Below are 18,549 nucleotides of genomic sequence, written 5' to 3'. Positions count from 1 at the left end.
CTGTTACATCACCGTCAGCCTTACTTGAGTTCCTTCACCAGATACTGCGCAGATATCTGCGTAATCCCGGTCAACGCCCGGCGCAAGGCTTCAGGGTCGGTGCGATAAGTCAGCGGCGTGTAGCCATAAACGTTCTGGCCATTGAATGGTGTAACCGTTTCAAAGGTGCGCCAGATCATCTCATCACCGCGATTCATCTGCGCCACCACGCTAATGGTGGGGTAAATCACGCTGCTGAACCCCTGGGTCAGGCGAAAGCCCCACTCGGACACGGTCAACTGAATCTGCGCATCGGCCGGTTCATCATCACCAACCACCTTGAGCGTCGAAGTCTTGCCCAGTGCATCGACAAAGCCCTGCTTGAGCAACACACCCACGTCGATTTTTTCCGCTTCGATCAACGTCAGGATCGCCATCGACGTCGGCATCTCGGCCAATTGCCCAAGCTTCATGCCACCAGCCAAACCGGCGCCGCTCAAGGCCGCCGTGCCCACCTTGGACGCACCGCTGGCCATGCCAACACCCGCGCCAACCCCGGCCCCCAGGGCCGCGCCCCAGGCTTGTTCGCGACCGAAGTACACCATGTTCTTTTTTTCCCACTTCACGGGCAGGACTTTTACCGTCTTGATCTGCGCGCGGTTTTCGGGGTGAGGGGGTGGCTGACGCAGCCGCCGAGGATGAGGGTGGTGAAAAGGATTAGGAGGAGGTTTTTCACATCAGTCCTTTAATGTTTGAGGGTGGATTTTGTATTCGTGGTGCGTTTTTTCGTCGACAACCTATCGGCAATGGAGGGGAAGACGTTAGGTGTTGCGGGTATTCTCCGACGAGGCGACATTTTGATGCCTTGCGTGGGTTTGGTGGTGCGGCTTATAGTCCGGCGGTCGCCCATACGGCGATCAGGTTTGGCGACCTGACAACAGAGTGCAAAAGCAATCCGCTTCATGCAGGTGTTTTTGCACCCGCAAAGCTGTGCTCGTTATGGCGGCTGTGCGCGGGAGACCTTCGGGTCTGCCGGTTTACTCTGTTGCCGGTTCGCCAACCTGCGCACAGCTGCCACCCATTCGTTTGGCGACGATTGAGTGGTGGCCCCGACCACCAAAACAGAGTGTTAACTATGAATAGATACATGCCCCTAACCGGCCACGACTGCACCGTCCCCGCCCTGATCATCGACACCCAGGCGCCCCTCGACGTCCTTCACGACGCCGCCGTGCACCGCATTCGGGCCGTCACCCAACTGCTGGAAAACCTGGCTTTCCGCGAACAACTCAGCAGCGATGCCTTAGTGCTTTCAGACTTCGCCCATTTGCTGGCCATTCCGCTGCGCGATGGGTGTGATCTGCTGGATGTTATTGGACGGAAATTAAACTCGAAGATCTAAAGCAGAATCCGGGCAGTTAAACCATAACTGCCCGGCCGATATATAAAACCATTTTATTAAAGAACCATAAAAGCAGAATCTTCCCACCAACTTTACCAGGCCCAGTCAAAACAGCCCTACGCCGACCATCTTGACCACAAAAATCAAATCACCAAGCTTTTTAGTCGATCACCCGCACTGAGGAGCTCGTCCGCAGATAGCGGATTATAACTAATCACAATCAAAACCCCCTCTTCAAACTCACGCACTTCTTCTACATAATCACTTATTAAATCAACAAGTTCACGCGGTCCCTTTCCAAAAGCACGAAAACACAATTCCTTATCGAAATAATTCGCTGCATTTATACGAAAAACACCATCCCTGCCATTGACGTCTTTCTTTGTAGCTTCACAAGCTTCTACCACTGAAGGCCAATCGCTTCTCGTAACACTCCAATCATGCAAAGCCGAGCGATAGGAACCAAACGCCTTAATATATTTAGGAAAAACAACTTTCAACAAATTTGAATAGTCAACTTTTGAAGCTGTAAATTCAATAAATAGAGTGTCATCAAACTGCGCATCATCTTCCAGATATTTATGATCTCGTAGGGCGTATGAAATTCGACCTTTAACGCCGACTGGAAGTAGCTTATCTAATGACACCGAGGTCACCAACTCGCTTCCAATGGGGGGAACTTTAAGGGAATCGTTCAAACCCCATGGAACGCCCAAATCGCTTATAGCGCTCAAGAAATTATTATGCCTATCTTCGATAGACTCTGAAAAATTAGGTCTATGTCGAAATTCAAGCTTATATTTAGTCATTAAGGTGCCACCCTTACAGAAATATTTCTGATATTTTGCTCAACAAGGATATCTGTTGCCCTATCAGCTGCTTTTTGATTGGGGAATTCAAAAACCGCCTTAACTCCCGGATTCTGCTTTAGCGCTGCCGATACTCGCTGAACGCTCTGTATCTGTTTATCAAATGTAGTTAGCGCCGTTTTTCGATCAATCAAGGTGATACCGTTAATATCCTCTATACCGTCAAACTTAATAAAATTGTTGCCGTTCGGATTGGGATTGTCAAATCTAATTGCCGGAACCGCTTTACGCTGCGATAGAACATCAGAAAATGCCCCTGTTGTACCCGCTTCGAACTTAACGAACGGTTTAGCAAAGTCTCCTTGAGGCTCCTGGACAAAAATCAGACCTCTATTTTCGCCATCTAATTTCCGCGCATCCCTTATAGTCAAAACGTCGACCTTGGAAAGGTCCAACCCACTTCGACTAGGAGCCAGAAGTTCTTTCGTAGCCGCTGCGCTGGACGCATCTCCAGCTAATTTTCCACTAAAATATTTACCTGCCCCGCCGAACAACGCCGCCAGCGCTACCGATTTAGCTGTACTGGTTGCCAGGTCAGACGTCGCACTTGATTCTCCGGGAAAGGTTTCAGGATAAAAAGAAGCCGCAACTTTTTCAGGCTCACCGGACCTGAAATCCGCCGTAATTTGGCTGGCCGAGTCCCAAGCACCCACCATTGACGTGGTGCCCAGTGCACCTAGGCCGACCGGTAAGGCACACGTAACTACGCCGACACAGGCAGGTGACGAAACCAACATCCCTGCATATGCCGCGGCTCCTCCCGTGAGCCCAAGGGCAGTATCCTTGCTCGCGCCAACGACCTGTACGGCCTTACCATGAGCATTAAGTGTGTCATCGCTCCAATCCTTCCAACTGCGCCCACCGAACTGGCCGGTTGCTTGAAGCAGCGCAATCTCTTCACTATAAGTAGCCCCATTATCCTGAAGTGCCTTGAACTTACCGTAGGTAGGATCGTCGGTCGGAATCGAATCTGCGCAGCGAGCCAACGCGCAGGCAGCTGCGTTCAAACGATCAGCTTTTTCAGGATGGAACCGTCGCTGTTCATCCAGCGCATCGGTTTGGGATTTGTGAAGAGCATGGTTGTACTGCGTAGCGTTTTTCGCCACCCAGCCACCCTTTTCCAACGATTTAGCGTCGGCATCCTGCTGCGTAGCAGCCGCAATTACACCTACAATTTGAGAGCTCATCGAGAGAAGGGTCTTGTTGCCCTTGACTAGGGTGTTCAAGTGGCCAACTACAGCTTCATTGATTCCGGCTGCCAAAGCTCCAGTTTTAAAATCGCCCCCAGTAGCCTCTGCAAGCAAACCACCCACCATTGCATGAACGATGATTTTCGGCGGATATCCGTCGGTCAAACGCCCTTTTGTATAGTCCCCCACAGCATTAAAGCTGACTGCCGCAAGCGTGTTGAATAGCGCGCTTTTCAGCGCGTCACTGCCACTTCCACCTTGTCCTAAAGCCTTGCCAACAAGCATCGACGTACCGTTCTGCAACGTCTGATTCGCAGCAAACTGCCCTGCCCCGGCCCATGTATTCAAAGGCGGAGACGTAATATTCCCTGTCCCGTACTCGGTCTTGGTACCCGTCCAACCATCGAAATAAGCGGCAGTCAGACCGGCTGTTGCTCCTGCAATAACGTACCCCTTCATCGCATCCGAAGACGTTACGTCCTTGAATACCGCGCCCAGGTTGCCTCGGTTATTAACGACACTGACGGTTGCATTGGTCGCTGCCCCTGCTGCAACGGCACCTGCCGCAGCTGAAATGCCGGCCGCGGTTTCTACGGAAATGGTTCCGGCCGCAACCATGCCTCCAGTAGCGGTGCCCATTGCGCCTGCCGCCAGCGGCCCGACCACTGCCGCCATCACAATCGCAATAATGATCTGCGAAGCAGGCCCCAAACCCGAGTTGCTGTATTTGAAGCTGTCATGGATCTCTTTGACCTGCCTCCAATCCACATCCCCACGCTTTTCAGCATCCTTGATCCAAGCCAACTGCGGATCAGCCTTAACCATCGCATCAATGGATTGGCTGACGGTTTCCTGACTGACTTGGTTGATGTCGATCCTCAAACCGGCAACCGCTTTGATAGCTACATTGCCTTCGGCAATCAGCTGGCTTTGGCGGACGGTTTCGTCGGTGTTGCCTTTACCTTTGGAGGAAACCCAAAACGCATTGTTATTGCTCTTCTCATGGCTCTCTTGATGCAGATCCTTGACCGCTTCAAAAGTAATCGCGCCACCACTATCTAGGGTGATGTCCTTGCCGCTTTGAAGCTTGGCAAGTTGATAGGTCTGATCTCCTTCACTCTTGAGTATCAGGTCGCCGCCGGTCTTGATTTCAGTGCCGACGTTGGTAATGCGCGTGACCTCGTCGCGCTGGGTTTTCTTGGAACCCCAGCCGCCGTTTTCCTTCATGTCATACAACGTATGCGTACTGTTCTCAGCCGCCAGCAAACTCAACTTATTCCCGCTATAAAGATAAGCCTCATTCCCCGCACTGATCCTGCTCGCCACGATCGTGGTGTCACGCCCAGCCTGGCTGACAAAATCCCCACCCGCCGTCAGTACGCTGGCCACTTGGGTGGTCTGGTCGTCCGAGGTCTTGATGCGTTTTTTGCCGTGTTTTTCCTTGCCTTCGACGTTGTGCATGTCGCTGACCGAGGCGACGTTGAAGTCGCGGCCGGCGGCGATGTTGAGGTCCTTACCCGCCGTGGCGTTGCTGCCGATGATGTTGACGTCTTGCCCGGCCTGCATGCTGATGCTGCCGCCCGCCGTGACGCTGGCGGCGAGGTTTTTGACGTCGGTGGTGATGCTGGATTTGTGCCCGCCGTCGCTGAACTCGTGTTTCACGCGGGTATCGCTGGCGGCGATGAGGTTGAGGTCCCGGCCAGCGGTGAGGTTGGCGTCGTTGCCGGCGGTGAGGGCGCCGCGGTTGGTGAGGTCGCGGCCGGCGTCGATGGCGAGGTTTTCGCGGGCGACGATGGTGCCTGCGCTGGTGTCGGTGAGGGTGCGCATGCCGGCGCCGTCACGTACCTGGATGGCGGTGTTGTCGTTGATGACATCGCCCTTGAGCGCGGTGAGGCTGACTTGCTTGCCGCGGATTTCGCCGGCCATGGCGTTGCGGATGCTGTCCTGGGCCAGCAAGTTGAGGTTGTTGCCGGCTTCGACCAGGCCGCCGGTGTAGATACTGCCGCTGCTGATGGCGGACAGGTTGTTGCTGGCGCGCAGGGTGCCGACGTTGATCAGGTCGCCGCCGGTGACCAGGTTGAGGTCACGGCCCTGGATCAGGCTGTTGCCGCGCACGTTGCGCGAGTCGGCCTGGGCGAGGTAGAGCACCGGTACGAGCACGGTCTGGCCGTCGATGACGCGGTTTTCCATCCACACGATATCGTGGGTCAGGGCGCCGACTTGCTGGCCGGTGAGGGACACGCCGAGGCTCAGGCGCAGGGCGTCTTTGCTGGCCAGCGCGTTGTCCATCAGGTAGCGGAACTGGTCGGCGTCGCTGTACAGGCCGCCGGCGAGGAAGCGTTGGCCGGTTTGGGCGAGCACCGCGTCGCGAATCAGGCGGGTTTCGTACTGGCCGTCACCGAGGCGGCGCCAGGCGTTGTCGGAATTGAAGCCGAGTTTGCCGAGCATGTAGTCCGAGCTGAAGAAGCCCGATATCGAGGTGAACTCGGGGTTGGTTTCGATCAGGTAGTGGCTGGTGGGGTCGGCGTTCTTGACGAACAGGCCGTACTCGCCCTTGGGCAGTTGGAAGTTGGGCGAGGTGGTGGGGTCGACCGGGGCGAAGGCGGTGCCGGTGTAGTCCACGGGCACGAAGCCGCCGCCGGGGGCCACGCCCACTACAGGCAATACGCTGCCGGGCGCCTGGGCGCTCGGGTCGTTGGCGTGTTTGCTCAGGTTGATGTTGATACCGCCGACGGGGATGCCGGTCTGGTCGTCGCCGAGGGTTCCAGTGAGTTGTGCCAGGGTGTTTTCGTGCAGGGTGCCGTTTTGCAGGGTGCGAGCAACGTTGAGGTTGACCGTGCCGCCGGCTTGTAGCGTCGCCGCGTAGCCAGGGCCGCCGTTGTCGGTCCAGGTGGTGACGTTGCTGACCTCGGCAAAGCGGTCATCGGAAGACCGCGCCTTGAGTGCTTCAAACCGCGCCAGGTCGAAGTTGCCGGCCGCGACGGCGGCATTGAACGCTGGGACGTCGTGAAACTCCATCTGGTCCCAATAATCGATGTCGATCCGTTTGGGTGTACCCACGACGATGCTGTTTTGGCCGGTGCGGGTGCCCGCGCCCTGATTGAGCAGGTCGTTGGCGCTGATGCTCAGGTTGCCATTGGCGGCCAGCAGGCTGTAGCGGTTCTGAACGTTGTCGCCCTGGATGACCACGTCTTTGCCAGCGACCAGGCGAGCAGGTGCCGAGTCCTTGATCGCCGACTCGAGGTAGGTCTGGTAAATGTTGATCTGCCCGCGCTTGAACCAGTCGTGGCCGGCGCAATGCTGGCCACAAACCCATTCTATACGGCCGGTTGTCAGTGTCTGGCCCAGCTCGAACTCCGCTTTGGCGTTTTCTACGAACGCGGCATTGATGCCGATATTGCCTTCGCTTTCCACAGTGCCGGAAAGGTTGCTGAAACCTGCCGCACGCCCGCCATCTACCGCCGCAAAGCTCAAGTTGCCCTTGCTGTAGACGTCACCGTAAAGGTTGCTGAAGCCATTGGCGCGCAACGCCATGTCGCCGCCGCTGAACAACAGCGAATCGGCGGCATTGGTGATGCCGTTGACGGCGGTCAGGTTCACCGCGCCCTGGGCACCGAGGGTGCCACGGTTGTCGATTTGCGCGGCTGCGATATCCAGTTGCTGGCGGGCGGTGAGGAAACCGAGGTTGTCCAGAGTGCCGCTCAGGTTGAGCTGGGTGCGTACGCCGGCCAGGCGGCCGCCGTTCTGGCTGAGGTTGTTGGCCTTGACGGTAAGGGTTTGCAGAGCCGAGACGCGGCCGCTGTTGCTCATGTCGCCGGTGGTGATGCTCAGGTCGCCATCGCTGAGCAGTTCGCCGCCGTTGTCCAGGCTGGCCACATTGAGGACCAAACCCTTGGCGCTGGCCATGCGGTCACCGGCCTTGAGGGCCAGCGCTTGGTCGCTCTTGTAGGTGAGCACGTCGTTGAGTTGCACGCGGCCCAGGCCGTCGACTTTGCCGAACGCCCAGTCGGCGCTGCCCATGCCCTGGATATTGCCCTGGCTGCCGGAGAGGTTGGCGGTGTTGAGGTGGAACAGGCCGGTGCCGGCGTGTTGCAGCATGCCGTTCTGGTTGTTGAGGCTGGCCGCGTCGAGGTTGAAGGCCTGACTGCCGAATTCCAGGGTGCCATTCTGGTTGTTTACCGCCCCACTGAGGTTGAGGCTGCTGCTGGCGCCGCCCAGGCCGCGCAGTTGGCCGTTGGCGCTGTTATCCAGGTTGCCACCGGTGAGGGTCAGGCCCTGGTTGGCTTCGATCAGGCCGCCCTGGTTGGTGAGGGTGTCGCGAGAGGTGAGGTTGAGCTGGTTGCCGCTGATCTGGCCGCCTGCGCTGTTGTCGAGGGTGGCGCCGCTGACGGTCACTTGTTCTTTGCCGAACAGTTTGCCGCCACGGTTGGCCAGGGCTTGCACGGTGAGTTGCAGATTGCCGACCAGGCTCGCCATCAGGCCGTCGCTGCCGTTGTTCACGCTGTCGGCGGAGACGCTCAGGCTGTCGCCCTGCACCGTGCCGCCCTGGTTGTCCAGGCTGGCGGTGGTCAATTCAGTGAGGGCGCCGCCGCTGAGGATCAGGCCCTTGCGGTTGCTCAGGTCGTGGCCGCTGTAGCTCAAGCCCCCGGCGCCGGCCAGCAGCTGGCCGTTGTCGTTGTTCAGCTGCTGGGCGGCGATGTCCAGGCGCTTGCCGCGCAGGGTGCCGCCGTCGTTGTTGAGGGTGGTGAGCTGCTTGACCAATACGCTGCGCTCGCCCGCATCGATCTGGCCGCCGACGTTGGTGAGCAGGTCGCTGACCTTGAGCACCACGTCGCCGCCATCGCTGACCAGCGCGCCTTTGTTGCTGTTGTTGAAGGTTTGCGCGGTCACGTCGACGGTCTGGCCCAGCAGGATGCCGGCGCTGTTGTCGAAACGCTCGCCCTGCAATTGCAGCCGGCCTTCGCTCTGGATGCGGCCCTGGGCGTTAAGCAACTGGCCCGGGCCTTTGAGCAGCAGGCTGACGCCCTGGGCACCACCGGCGAGCAGGCCGGCGCTGCGGTTGTCGAGGCCGGAAGCCCGCACGTCGAGTTGGTCACCCAATACGCGCCCGGCGCGGTTGTCGATGTCACCGCCAGCCACGTCGAGCAGCAGTTGCTTGCCGACGATCACGCCGTTCTGGTTATCCAGGTTCGCGGCGTGCAGTTCAATATCGCCCTGCCCCGCCTGCAGGCGGCCCTGGGCGTTGTTGAGCTGTTGCGCGGCGGTGAGGGTCAGCTTGCCGGTGTCGGCGCTCAGCACGCCGTTGGCATTACTGCTGAGGTTGCCGGCAGTGACGTTGAGGTCGGCGCTGGCCTGGGCGAAACCCTGGTTGTTGTTGAAGGTGTTGGCGACGGTGAGGTTGAGCGCGCCGCCGTCCGCCTGGATCAGGCCCTTGAGGCTGTTGTCGAGGTCACTGGCATTGACGGTAGCGGTTTTGCCCACCAGCACGCCGTTCTGGTTGTTCAGGCTGCCGGCGTTGACGGTGAGGTCGTTGGCGATGACTTGCCCGCCGCTGTTGTTGAGGTTGGCGCTGGTCACGACCAGACTGCCACCGGCCATTTCGATACGGCCCTGGCGGTTGTCCAGGGAGGCGCTGTTGAGCGTGGCGGCCTGGCCTTCGCCGAAGCGGATCAGGCCGCCGAGGTTGACGATGGCCGGTGAGTTGATCGCCAGGCTCTGCTCGCCGAACAGGCGTGCGCTGGCACCCTGGTTGGTCAGTTTGGCGCTGCTGAGGTCGACAGTCTTGGCCTGGATGATCGCGCCCTGATTGGTCAGCGCCTGCGCGGCGGTGATCGCCAGGGCGCGGCTGGCCAGCAGGTTGCCGGAGGTGGTGACGGTTTGCGCGTTGACCACCAGATCGCCGGTGGTGTTGCGGCTGTTATCGGCGGCGACGCCGGCTTCGATGATGCCGGGGTTGTTCACGTTGGCCGCGTTGAGTTCGATGCGCTGGCCGGCGGCGATGCTTTTCTGGTTGACCAGGTTCTGAGCGCTGGTGACCTGCACGTTGCCGTTGGCGTAGACCTTATCGGTCAGGTCGACATTCTGCGCCGTGACCTTGACGTTGCCGGTGGCCGCCGCCTGCGCCATGCTCAACCGCCCATTGGCATCGAGCTGGATATCCCCACCACTGGCCGCCAAAGTGCCGTCGAGCTTCACCCCCACACCGGCCTCGGTGCCCACCAGCTTGATCGCACCGGCGTACATGCCGCCCAGGGCCGAGGAGTCAATCGCCAGCTCCGGTTTGGCGCTGCCGTCATCGGCACGCGGGGTGGTTTTCAGGCTTTGCGCATCGACGTCGTTGCGCCCGGCGATCACGTTGAGTTCGCGAGCGTTGATCTGGGCGTTGATTTTGGCCGAGCGGGTGATGATGTCGAAGCGGTCGATGTTGCTGGCGTTCAGGCCTTCGCCGTCGATGGTCACGGCGCCGCCGTCGACCTGGTAGCTTTTCAACTGGCCGGTCGGGTCGAGCACCGGTTTGCCGGTTGTGAGGGTGACGTTCGGCGTGTTGATGAAGCCGCAGCCGCTGCAGGTGATCCCGTACGGGTTGGCGACGATGACCTTGGCCGACTGCCCCGCCACTTCGGTATAACCGCGCAACTGGCTGGCGCTGCCGCCGTTGACTTCGTTGAGGATGACGCTGGCCGCGCCGCCCTTGAGGTTGGGGTTGCCGACGATGTAGCCGCCCAGCTGGGTGTTGACCACGGTGCCGGTGGCGTTGTTGAGGATCACGCCGTTGGGGCCGACGTTGTACTGCTGGAACTGGTTATGGGACAAACCCGCGCCGTTGGGCGTGGCGATGTTCACCACCGGCACGCCATTGCCCGCCTGGCCAACCGAAGTGCCTGGCGCGCTGACCACAATGCCATCAGCCTGGGCCAGCAGCGGCTGCCAGAACAGCGCGTTGGCGAGGATCAACGCCAGCCCGCGCTTGGGCAGGCCGAAGAACGCGTTGCGCGGCTTCAGGGCGGCAGAAGGTTGGCGGGCCAGGAAGGCGAATTGGCGAACGTCCATTTTCGTACTCTCGTTGCAGCGGGCATTAATGACAGGAAAATCCATGCGGAAGTAAGCGACGCTGGGTGCTCGCTCATCACTGCCGGCATTACAAACGGCAGGCGAAGGTCAGGCTGGCGGGAAATAGAAGGTCAGCTCTTATTTCCATATCGAGCAAATGCCATTACTTAGCCATCAGGCCGCCGAATAGGTTAGTACAGGGAGAAGGGGAAAAGTTCGCGAAGGATCTGCGAATTGGATCCCACTTATCGGAATTCATGTTCACGCCTGCTTCGAACGGGATGAACAGCGAAATCAAGGACGCAGGCAGCGCTTAACGTACCCTACGCTGGTGTTGCTTCGCGTAAATCTGCTTCTGGTCTTTCGATGGTGCGGTGTATTTGCCGCCGGTTGCACCCTTCACATCCGCGCTGAGCGCATCGCGCTCAGGTGCAACTCCCAAGGGAGCGCGAATCATGGCGGTCTTAATTCAAGTTTCGAGGGATATGTTTACATAGGCATTGATAGCTATAACTTTAGGTTCGTGGCACCCCTCGATGTTCTCTATGACGCCGCCGCTTACCGCATTCGTGCGGTGACTCAGTTCTTGAAGTACCCCGCGTTTCGGGAAGAGCTCCGCAGTGATGCAATTGTGCTTCAGACTTTGCTCTGTTGCTGGCAATTCCGATGAGAGATGGGTGTGACTTGCTCGATGTAATTGGAGGAAAATAGGGGTCAGATCACTATTCTTCTACTAACCGGATAAGAGTTTATGGCTTAGCTGCCCATCAACAAGCCAACCAAATAGAAAAAATAAATCATATTTTTAAAGAGCAACTCTGCTGAACTCTAAAAAACGCTTGTAGGCGCGAGGACGGGAATACGCTGCGCGGGATCGGTGATGTCATACACATGCTGCTCACAGCCCGCGCCGACGATCACGAACTCCACCAGGTAAACCTTCTGCTTCTGCGGCTTGAACGCCGAGCTCATAGGGCCGCAGGCGTAGACAATTTTTTCGGCGTAGCGGTAGTAGTTCGAGTCATACACCCGCGACTCGCCCGATACCTCGATTGTCTGCCCCGGATCAGCCAACACTTCCAACTGCGGAAAGCGCTTGACCGCCGCGCTGTTGGCAACCTCACTCATCTTGGCGATCCAGCCGAACACCTTGCCCCGGCCCGAATCTACCACCGTGCCGAGGATCTCCGGCCGATGATCGGAATCACCGCCACGGCGCACGGAGAACTGCACAGGGTAGGTAAAACCGGTGGCCCGCATGATCACCTTGGCTTGCTCGGCATCGGCCACGACCTTGTTCTGCTGCAACTGCACGCCGTCTTTGAGCAGGCTAGACGACGAGTCGCGAACATTGGAGTGACAGCCCGTGAGGATCAGGGCCGAGAGGATAAAGGCAACTTTTCTCATAAGGGTTTTCCGTGTAGATACATGGGCCATGCAAGGATCATAAACTCAAAAAAATACGACCCCGTATAAAAACAGGGCGAAGCCGGCCAACGCCGCTCGCCACTCCGGGTCGGCATCCTTACTCATGCCGCCCGGCGCGATGGCCACCCTGGCGCCTCGCGCATAGCCAGACCGCCTGGCCAAACCACAACTGCACCAGCGCCATGAGGAAAAAGCGCTTCCAGCTACCGTCAAATCGTAGAAAGCCATTGAGTAGCGCAGCCAGGAGTAAGACCAGGCCAATGCCGTGCTGATATTTGTATAATTTCGCGATCATGCTACCCACCATAGATCGCTGTCGGCCAGGGCCTTTTCTCCGGGTTTCATTGATCGTCCTTGAACAGGTAAAGGTACCCGGCAGTACACCTGTCGGGGTTTATCGCAGGGGGTCACTACACTCCCCATTACCGGATATGTAAGACTTCACATACGTCCATCGAGTGAAGATCCAATACGCCGCGAATACAAACGTAAGAGGAAAGCCGATCCAGTTGTATACCCAAGGCGAGTCAGTGCGCAGGGCAAGTGAAATCATCGCGAGTAGCAGGCTAGCCGCCAGAATCATGGAAAACAGTGAGATCGATAAGAAAAACCCACCGATCCATTTATTTCTTCGTAAGCGCTCCATGAACCCCACATTCAAAGCGCTAAGCTGATGTCGGATGCTGTGCTCCCGATTCTCTCAGGAGCCCGTTCGCCATGATGCGACCCGACGCCAAAGTCGAAAAAGTGTATCTGTACCCCAAGCCGGTCGACTTCCGAAAATCCCAGCCACCTCTCAGATAGGCAAATACAGCTTGCCCAAACCATAACTGAAGCATCAGCGCGCTAAAAAATGGCCTTGCATCGCCCCAAAATCGAAAAAAACAATTGAGTAATGCGGCGATCAGCAGCAATGCTCCCAATAAATACCTGTAGGTGTACAAGGCTGATTTCACTCGCTTGATGGCATGTTAGAGTCATCCTAACTAGCATAAAGCGTCTACCAACCTCTGCGGCCCGTTACGAACTCCTTTACATACGCCCATCGGCTGACTGTCCAGTAAACAGCCAAGACAAGTGAAAGTGGCGCGCCGATCCAAAGATAAACCCAATCATCGGTTGTTTTTAGCAGGACGCCGATGAAACCGGAAACCAGAACAGCTATGAAAAAACTAATGCCATAAACAACGCCCAATAAGCCCACCGCTAAAATGAACATTCGAATAGGGTTAATTCTTATCACGAGAGGCCTCCTCATAGAAAGTTTAGCCCTTCTCACCCACAGATTTTAGGTAAACCGCTGCAGCGCTCCCATAGCGAATAGGCTTCCCAGTCCAGAAGTAGAACTGGTTATTATCAAATTTTCGCACCGTTACACCGAACATTGATTTTGACCTATTCAAGCCGTCTGCAAGACCTAATTTCAAAGGTACCTTCACAAAACCGGCTCCCACTGAAAAAGCAAGATCGGCACCGCTATAGACCGTAGGTCCGTAACCACCTGGGATAAGATCAAAGGCGGCTCTCACGGGGTTGCTGTTGTCATTTAAGCCGGTGTAATGGTTCCACACGCCAGATCCGCCTTCTCACATGTTCCCCGCGCCAAACGTCATCATAGGCGCCCCAAATACACAGCCTGCGGCCGTGGCACACAATACCCCGCCAGAACCTACACTAATGCCCCCGCTTAACAAGGAGGTTGCGCTACCAGCCAGAGGAATAACATCGCGCGTGCCCCAGTCCTTCACGCTGTCAGTAAACGAATAATTGAATAAGCCCTTGTCTTTCTGAGCATCCGCCCACGCAAGTTCATTGCTCAAACCGACCATATCAGCTTCAGTCAGAACTGCATCGTGATACTCCTTGGTCCCTCGCTCCAGATGAGCCCAGCACTTGATGATGTAACACATGGCCTTCTCCAGGTTCGCTTCCGTGAAGTCGCCTTTCTGCGCCTCAGCCTTGATCGCCGCCACCTCCGCCTCATGAGCTGCTCGATTATAGACGTCCACCGACATCGCATTTCCTCCCGCGACAACAGCACCTGAGGTACCGCTCCCAGAGCCAACCACGGCACCGGCGCCTGCCGCGATCAAGGCGGCCATTGCATCTTGATCCACACCCTTGATGCCATTTTTCCCCAGCGCGTCGGCAATGGTCGGCATCAAGGCAGCCGACGTTCCCGCGCCCAACGCGCCGCTTTGCACATTGCCACTGGACAACCCAATAGCCGCCCCCGCCAACGCGTGCAACATCACACGCGCCGCACCGCCTTCAGCCCAAGCCGCCCGAGTGACCGCATCCGACTTAGGATCAGTCGCACGCGACTGGGCATAATCGCCAATCTTGTTGAAGAGATATCGCTGGAGGCCGTGTTGGCGACAATACCAACCGTCGTTCCCACAGGCGCGCCACCCAGCCCTGCGGCGATTAGTCCGGACGCGATATCGGCCATTAAGCGTTTGTCGCCACCGACCTGCCAGCGCTGGGCTTCCGTATAAGCGGCATTCGCTGCGAGCACCGTTCCAGCGGCATCCGGCGAACCGGTTTCGGTCTGGGTTTTGGCTTTATCGGCCAGTGCTTTCGCCTCATCCGCCTTCGCCTTCCCCACCGCACTGATCACCCCACTGGCCAACTGCGCCGAGCTTTGGATCAGGTCAATACGCTCTTGCATGGCCTTTTCATCAGGCCGGTCGAGTTTCTGATTGGCGTTGGCGGTGTCGCGATTCAACCCCACCAGGTCGTTGGCACCTTCGGCACTGCGAACCACAATCGTGCCTTCGCTGACCGCGCTACGGGTGTAGCTATGGTCTTTCTCCTTGAGTGCTATCGGGATGAGGTTGCCGCCAATATCTGCCTTGATACGGTCCGCACGAACCTGGGCACCGTTGAGGGTGGTATCGCTGGGCCATGGTGGTGAAGCTGGAGCGGTTGCTAATGGCGCCGCTGTCGAGGGTTTTCGAGGCGGTGATGTTGATGTCGGCGCCGGCTTGCGGGACGAGGTATTGGCTTTTTGATGCCTTGCGCGTTTTTAGGCTGAGGACTTATAGTCCGCCGGTCGTCCACATGGCGATTCAGGTTTGGCGACCTGACGGTAGAGAATGCGCAAGCTGGGGGCTTTTTGCAGCCACTTGCGCGCCTGCAAAGTCGTTTTATGACGGCTGTGCGCGGGAGACCTTCGGGTCTGCCGGTTTTCTCTACTGCCGGTTCGCCAACCTGCGTACAGCTGTCACCCATTCGTTTGGCGACGTTGAGTGATGGCATTCATCACTTAAGTAGAGAGTCAAAAAATGAACAGATACATGCCCCTTACAGGCCACGATTCAACCATCCCCGCGCTGGTGATAGATACGCAAGCCCCCCTCGATGTTCTCTATGACGCCGCTGCGTACCGCATTCGTGCAGTGACTCAGTTTTTGGAGAACCTCGCGTTTCGGGAGGAGATCAGCAGTGATGCGATAGTGCTTCACGACTTTGCGCTGTTGCTGGCAATTCCGCTGAGAGATGGGTGTGATTTGCTCGACGTGATTGGGCGGAAGTTGAATTCACAAATTTCATAAATAAAAATGGGCGGTTATTTTCATAACCGCCTTATTTAAAAAATTTCAAATAGACAAAAATAAAAACTAATTTTTAAAGATCGTAATATTGCAAGCTCAATTCCATAGACACTCAAACAAACGTTATCTGACCTCGATTACCCGCTCTACCACCCACCACGCCCGGACATAAAAGATTTCACATAATCCCACCGTGTAACTATCCAGTACACAGCAAATATTCCTGACAAGGGAAATCCAATCCAGATGAACACCCAGTTCGAATCTGTGCGAAGCAGTATACCAACCACTATGGCGACCATCATGCCGAAAAACGTACTCACCCCACACACCACCGCCAACAATGAAACTATCAGCAGCAGGGTATTTATAAGTTTACTTGCTCGCATCAACCGCCTCATTGTAAAGGCTATTGCCTTTCGCGCCCACGGACAGAAAATATAGCAACATTGCACCACCATACGGCGCCTTTTTACCAAGAACAAATTGGTTATTATCAAACTTTCTGACCGTCACATCAAATATTGATTTTTTCTTGTTCAAACCATCAGCCAACCCCATCTTCAGAGGCACTTTTACAAACCCCGAGCCAATTGATAACGCGAAATCTGCGGCACTATATATCACCGGCCCATATCCGCCAGGAATCTGATCAAAAGTCTGTTTAACATGATTATAACTGCCCTCTTCATTATTAACATGGTTATAAAGTGCTGAGGTGCCCTCCTCAATATTCCCCAATCCGAATACAATCATAGGCCCACCGAAAAAGCACCCGGCCACTGTGCCGCATAATGTGCCCCCCGAGTAAACACTTGCCCCTCCCGTGACAGTCTTGGCGGTGTTAGCTACCACAGGAATGACATCACGCGTTCCCGCATCAAAAACCGAGTCAGTGAGCGAATAGTTAAACAGGCCTTTATCCCTTTGCGCATCTGCCCATTCAAGCTCATTACTCAGCCCGACCATATCGGCTTCATTCAAGTATGCATCGTGATACTCCTTGGTCCCTCGCTCCAGATGAGCCCAGCACTTGATGATGTAACACATGGCCTTCTCCAGGTTCGCTTCCGTGAAGTCGCCTTTCTGCGCCTCAGCCTTGATCGCCGCCACCTCCGCCTCATGAGCCGCTCGATTATAGACGCCCACCGACATCGCGTTTCCTCCCGCGACAACAGCACCTGAGGTACCGCTCCCAGAGCCAACCACGGCCCCGGCGCCTGCCGCGATCAAGGCGGCCATTGCATCTTGATCCACACCCTTGATGCCATTTTTCCCCAGCGCGTCGGCAATGGTCGGCATCAAGGCAGCCGACGTTCCCGCGCCCAACGCGCCGCTTTGCACATTGCCACTGGACAACCCAATAGCCGCCCCCGCCAACGCGTGCAACATCTCACGCGCCGCACCGCCTTCACCCCAAGCCGCCCGAGTGGCCGCATCCGAATTCGGATCAGTCGCACGTGAGTGGGCGTAATCACCAATTTTGTTGAAGATATCGCTGGAGGCCGTGTTGGCGACAATACCAACCGTCGTTCCTACAGGCGCGCCACCCAGCCCTGCGGCGATTAGTCCGGACGCGATATCGGCCATTAAGCGTTTGTCGCCACCGACCTGCCAGCGCTGGGCTTCCGTATAAGCGGCATTCGCTGCGAGCACCGTTCCAGCGGCATCCGGCGAACCGGTTTCGGTCTGGGTTTTGGCTTTATCGGCCAGTGCTTTCGCCTCATCCGCCTTCGCCTTCCCCACCGCACTGATCACCCCACTGGCCAACTGCGCCGAGCTTTGGATCAGGTCAATACGCTCTTGCATGGCCTTTTCATCAGGCCGGTCGAGTTTCTGATTGGCATTGGCGGTGTCACGGTTCAGCCCCACCAGATCATTGGCGCCTTCGGCATTGCGAACCACAATCGTGCCTTCGCTGACCGCGCTACGGGTGTAGCTATGGTCTTTCTCCTTGAGTGCTATCGGGATGCTGCCGCCCATAGACGCACCGCTGGTACTGCTGGAAGACACCGAAATACCGGCAGACTGGCTTTTGATTTCGCTGACATTCTTGATGTCGCTGACAATCAGGCGGTCAGTGCTTAGGCGGTTCTTATCAGCTGACGCCTCACTGGCAATCACCGCGCCTTGCAGGGTGGTGGTCCTGCCGACATTGATGTCGTAGCCGCCTGTACCCGCATACAAACCGCTCTGATCGGTCACGCCCTTGTAGTCGCTGTTCATATTCGCGGCGGCAAGGTTCGCCGAGCCCGCGACGGTGGCACCGTAGCAGAACGGCGGGATGCAAATACTCGCGCCGAAGCCCGCGCTGCTCTGTTTGCTGCGCGAAGACTCGGTGTCCTGGAGGGAGATGATATTGAGGTTGCCGCCAATATCGGCCTTGATACGGTCCGCACGAACCTGGGCGCCTTTGAGGGTGGTATCGCCACCGCTTTGTAACAACAGGCTGCCGGTATCGAGGGTGCTGTTGACTTGAGTGACGGAGTTACCATTGCCATTGTTCTTGGCACCCTGCGCTCCGAGGTCGAGGGTGAAGCCGTTTTGCTCGCCAATATTGAAGCTGGCGCCAATGGCGGTTTTATTTTTCGACCCTTCGTTTTTGCGGTCGGTGGTGTTCTGTGCGCTTTGCATCAACACATCGTTTTTGGCTAACAACAAGGTGTTGGCGGCTTTCAAGCTGCTTCCGGTGATCTGGATATCACCCTGAGTACCCACCGCTGCGCCCGTGGCAACGATCGACAAGTCTTGCCCTGCGTTGAGCGTGCTCTGCTTGGCGGTGACGCTGTTGAATTCGCTGCTGTTCTTGCTGCGGTTATTGGCCAGTTCAGTACCGATCTTGATCAGCGAACCGTTGCCGGGCGTGCCGCCGATTTTATTTTTGAAACCGGAGCTTTGCGCAAAAACGTGGTCTGACCCCTATTCTCCCAAACTTATAAATAAAAAATGGGCGGTTATTTTTATAACCGCCTTTCTTAAAAAGCATCAAGCAAATGAAAATAAAAAAGCTAATTTTTAAAGAGCGTAATGTCAAAATTTGCCCCGCAGACATTCGAAAAAAAGTTGTCTGACCC

The 18,549-nt window shown here is 56.7% G+C and carries 11 protein-coding genes and 2 pseudogenes; 4 read left to right on the top strand and 9 right to left on the bottom strand.

Annotated features, from left to right (window positions below; translation table 11 throughout):
* Positions 1 to 20: 20 nt before the first annotated feature.
* Positions 21 to 715: pseudogene (locus C4J87_RS00915) on the bottom strand (hypothetical protein).
* 411 nt (positions 716 to 1,126) lie between these two features.
* On the opposite strand from C4J87_RS00915, the gene C4J87_RS00910 reads away from it, so the two are divergent.
* Positions 1,127 to 1,381 carry a hypothetical protein gene (locus C4J87_RS00910; protein WP_124365362.1) on the top strand — a complete coding sequence of 85 codons (255 nt, stop codon included), beginning with the start codon at positions 1,127 to 1,129 and terminating at the stop codon, positions 1,379 to 1,381.
* Positions 1,382 to 1,524: 143 nt separating this feature from the next.
* Here the strand turns inward: C4J87_RS00910 and C4J87_RS00905 are convergent, their stop codons facing one another.
* Positions 1,525 to 2,190, bottom strand: a complete 666-nt coding sequence (locus C4J87_RS00905; RefSeq protein ID WP_124365361.1) for a hypothetical protein — start codon at positions 2,188 to 2,190, stop codon at positions 1,525 to 1,527.
* Positions 2,190 to 10,490, bottom strand: coding sequence for a DUF637 domain-containing protein (locus tag C4J87_RS00900; RefSeq protein ID WP_256679942.1), 8,301 nt, complete (start codon positions 10,488 to 10,490; stop codon positions 2,190 to 2,192). Before C4J87_RS00900 ends, C4J87_RS00905 begins: the two co-directional genes overlap by 1 nt.
* Positions 10,491 to 10,983: 493 nt before the next feature.
* On the opposite strand from C4J87_RS00900, the pseudogene C4J87_RS26230 reads away from it, so the two are divergent.
* Positions 10,984 to 11,201, top strand: a pseudogene (locus tag C4J87_RS26230) (hypothetical protein).
* A 117-nt stretch (positions 11,202 to 11,318) separates the two neighbouring features.
* Here C4J87_RS26230 and C4J87_RS00890 read toward each other — a convergent pair.
* The 5 genes from C4J87_RS00890 to C4J87_RS00865 all read right to left on the bottom strand — a co-directional run bounded on the left by C4J87_RS00890 (position 11,319) and on the right by C4J87_RS00865 (position 14,685).
* Positions 11,319 to 11,897 carry a hypothetical protein gene (locus C4J87_RS00890; RefSeq protein WP_124365360.1) on the bottom strand — a complete coding sequence of 193 codons (579 nt, stop codon included), beginning with the start codon at positions 11,895 to 11,897 and terminating at the stop codon, positions 11,319 to 11,321.
* A 118-nt stretch (positions 11,898 to 12,015) separates the two neighbouring features.
* Positions 12,016 to 12,213, bottom strand: a complete 198-nt coding sequence (locus C4J87_RS00885) for a hypothetical protein (RefSeq protein ID WP_124365359.1) — start codon at positions 12,211 to 12,213, stop codon at positions 12,016 to 12,018.
* A gap of 970 nt (positions 12,214 to 13,183) precedes the next feature.
* Positions 13,184 to 13,489 carry a hypothetical protein gene (locus C4J87_RS00875; protein WP_124365358.1) on the bottom strand — a complete coding sequence of 102 codons (306 nt, stop codon included), beginning with the start codon at positions 13,487 to 13,489 and terminating at the stop codon, positions 13,184 to 13,186.
* 15 nt (positions 13,490 to 13,504) lie between these two features.
* A complete protein-coding gene (locus C4J87_RS00870) occupies positions 13,505 to 14,170 on the bottom strand; it encodes a hypothetical protein (RefSeq protein WP_124365357.1) in 666 nt (221 codons plus the stop codon).
* On the bottom strand, positions 14,170 to 14,685 hold the full coding sequence (locus C4J87_RS00865; RefSeq protein WP_124365356.1) for a hypothetical protein: 516 nt from the start codon (positions 14,683 to 14,685) through the stop codon (positions 14,170 to 14,172). The genes C4J87_RS00870 and C4J87_RS00865 overlap by 1 nt, the downstream gene beginning before the upstream one ends.
* Before the next feature lie 532 nt (positions 14,686 to 15,217).
* On the opposite strand from C4J87_RS00865, the gene C4J87_RS00855 reads away from it, so the two are divergent.
* Positions 15,218 to 15,475, top strand: coding sequence for a hypothetical protein (locus C4J87_RS00855; protein ID WP_032883635.1), 258 nt, complete (start codon positions 15,218 to 15,220; stop codon positions 15,473 to 15,475).
* 375 nt (positions 15,476 to 15,850) lie between these two features.
* On the opposite strand, the gene C4J87_RS00850 is transcribed toward C4J87_RS00855, so the two are convergent.
* Complete coding sequence (locus C4J87_RS00850; RefSeq protein ID WP_256680088.1) at positions 15,851 to 18,301, bottom strand: hemagglutinin repeat-containing protein; 2,451 nt, start codon at positions 18,299 to 18,301, stop codon at positions 15,851 to 15,853.
* On the opposite strand from C4J87_RS00850, the gene C4J87_RS26225 reads away from it, so the two are divergent.
* Positions 18,204 to 18,494, top strand: coding sequence for a hypothetical protein (locus tag C4J87_RS26225; protein WP_256659068.1), 291 nt, complete (start codon positions 18,204 to 18,206; stop codon positions 18,492 to 18,494). The genes C4J87_RS00850 and C4J87_RS26225 overlap by 98 nt on opposite strands.
* Positions 18,495 to 18,549 lie beyond the last annotated feature (55 nt).

Origin of the sequence: Pseudomonas sp. R1-43-08 (assembly GCF_003852255.1) — a bacterium.
Lineage (GTDB): Bacteria > Pseudomonadota > Gammaproteobacteria > Pseudomonadales > Pseudomonadaceae > Aquipseudomonas.
Note: the sequence above shows the minus strand (reverse complement) of the source record. Positions and strands in the feature narration are given on the sequence as shown.